A 2,635-nucleotide genomic window follows, 5' to 3' on the forward strand; every position below is an offset into this window, starting at 1 on the left:
GAGTCAGGTCGAGTTCGACCGGCACCGCCGAGCGCCGGGCGAGTGCCTCCAGAGCCGGGCCGAGCCCGGCCTCGGACAAGATGGCCGGGTGGATGCCGTGCGAGATCTCCCGCAGTTCGTCCATGGCAGTACCCAGACCATCAGCCAGCAGCGACAGCTCGCCCGCGATCTCCCCGGCGGGCCGGGGTGCCATCGCCTCGATGGTGCGGGCCTTCAGCGCCAGCGAAACCAGACGCTGCTGAATACCGTCATGCAGGTCACGCTCCAGGCGGCGCCGCGTCTCGTCCGCGGCAGCAACGATCCGGGCCCGCGAAGCGTTGAGCGCGGCCTGGGCCTCGGCGTTGACGAGGGCGGTGACGATCAGCTCGGTGAAGGCCGCCAGCCGCTCCTCGGTGTCCGCGGAGAGCGGCTCTTCCCGCGCGGACGCCACGCTCATGACGCCCCACAGCCGGTCCTCGACGCTGATCGGCACGCCGACGGCCGAGCGGAACCCCCAGCCGCGTGCGGCGTCGGCGGCATCGCCCGAGGCGGCGGCGTAGTCATCGATCCTCCCCGGCCGGCCGGTCTGGAACACCAGCGTGTGCAGGTTCCGCCCTCCGAAGCCCAGGCGGAGGCCGACCGGAATAACCCGGGCGGCACCGGTCCCGTCCCAGACACCGACGACCATGGCCGCGCCGTCCGGATCGTACCGGCTCATGACCGTGGAATCCGTGCCCAGCAGCCGGCCGGCCTCCTCGGCGACCGCGCCGAATACCTTCTCCGGCGGCGCCCCCTGGGCCACCAGCGTGGCCACCCGGCGCAGCGCCGCCTGCTCCTCGGCAAACCCGCGCAGCTCTACGCGCGCCTGCGCTTCGGCGATCGCGGTCGCGACCAGCTCGGTGAACCCGGCCAGCCGCGCCTCGGTGTCCGCCGGCAGGGACTCCTCGCGGGATCCCGCTATCATGACGCCCCAGAGCCGACCTTCCACGCTGATCGGCACGCCGACCGACGAGCGGTACTGCCAGTCGCGGGCGACGTCGGCGAACGCACCCGAAGCGGTGCCATAGTCATCGATCCGGGTTGGCTGTCCCGTCTGGAATACCAGCGCGTGGATGTTCCGTCCCTCGGGTTTGAGGCGGAGGCCGATAGCAAGCGGGCGGCCGGGGTCGGTGCTGGCCCAGCCGCCGACGACCGTGACCAGGCCGTCGGCGTCGTACCGGCTCACCACCGTATAGTCGACCTTTAGCAGCTGCCCGACTTCCTCGGGGACCGCGGTGAACACCTTCTCCGGCGACGCTCCGCCCGCGACAAGGGTCGCCACCCGGCGCAGCGCCGCCTGCTCCTCGGCGAACCCGCGCAGTTCTACCCGCGCCTGCGCGTTGGCTACCGCGGTCGCGACCAGCTCAGTGAACCCGGCCAGCCGGGCCTCGATGTCCGCCGGCAGCGGCTCGTCGCGCGTTGACGCCACGCCGATGACGCCCCACAGCCGGCCTTCCACGCTGATCGGCACGCCGACCGACGAGCGGTAGCCCGCGGCGCGCCCGACGGCTCCCCACGCACCGGAGTAGCCGTCGATCCGCGCCGGCCGACCGGTCTGGAACACTAGCGTTGTCGCGTTCCGCCCGCCGAGCTCGTACCGATCTCCTACGGAGACGGCCGCGGCGTCGCCGACCCTGCCGTGCACCGCGACGATCGTCGCGACATCATCCGAGTCGTACCGGAGCATGTTGGTCTGGACGGTCCCCAGCAGCCGCCCGACCTCCCCGGCGACCGCGGTGAACACCTCCTCCGGCGACGCTCCGCCCGCGACAAGGGTCGCCACCCGGCGCAGCGCCGCCTGCTCCTCGGCGAACCCGCGCAGCTCGGTACGCGCCTGGGCGTTGGCGACCGCGGTCACGACCAGCTCGGTGAACCCAGCCAGCCGCGCCTCAGCGTCCGCCGGCAGCGACTCCTCGTGGGTAAACGCCACGAGCATGGCGCCCCACAGCCGTCCCTCGACCCGGATCGGCACGCCCGCCGACGAGCGGAGCCTCCACTCGCGGGCGGCGGCGTCACCGATTGCGCCCGAGACGTCGTCGTAGTCGATCCGCTCCGGTCGGCCCGTCTGGTACACCAGCGTGCTCAGGTTACGTCCGCCGAGTGGCATCCGGTCGCCGACCGCGGCCGGCGAGGGGGCGCCCGTTCTGGTCCACGTGCCGACGATCGTGATCGCGTCCTGCGGGTCGTACCGGACCAGGGTCGCGAAGTCGACTTCCAGCAGCCGACCGACTTCCTCGGCGACCGCGCCGAACACCTCCTCCGGCGGCGCCCCGCCCGCGACCAGCACCGCCACGCGGCGCAGCGCGGCTTGCTCCTCGGCGATCCGATGGTCGCGGGTTCGTCCCGGCGAGGCATCCATCACGTCGGGTGCACCCCCTCCGCCGTTCCGGTCCTGGGGCATCCGAGCGCTGGAGGGGGGCGGACCATCGCACCCTCCACGGGCAGGCAGACGGCGCGCTCAGCCGACGGCCGTCAGGACCTCCGCACCGGCAGCAGCCAGGCTACCTCTCCGCCAAGCGCCGGAGCGCGTTCACGGAAAGCCTAATCAAGAACCTCCCTGGTGGATATCCCCAGCCAGCGGCACAGGTGAAGATGCGCGCAGCCGCAGCCGTTTAAC

General features: G+C 72.5%; 1 protein-coding gene. It reads right to left on the reverse strand.

Annotation, left to right across the window (positions count from 1 at the left end; all coding sequences use genetic code 11):
* The coding region (locus WA805_RS24490) for a GAF domain-containing protein (protein ID WP_425243505.1) at positions 1 to 2,377 on the reverse strand (2,377 nt) is incomplete at its 3' end.
* Between the last annotated feature and the right edge of the window lie 258 nt (positions 2,378 to 2,635).

Origin of the sequence: Trebonia sp. (assembly GCF_049794275.1) — a bacterium.
Taxonomy (GTDB): Bacteria; Actinomycetota; Actinomycetes; order Streptosporangiales; family Streptosporangiaceae; genus Trebonia.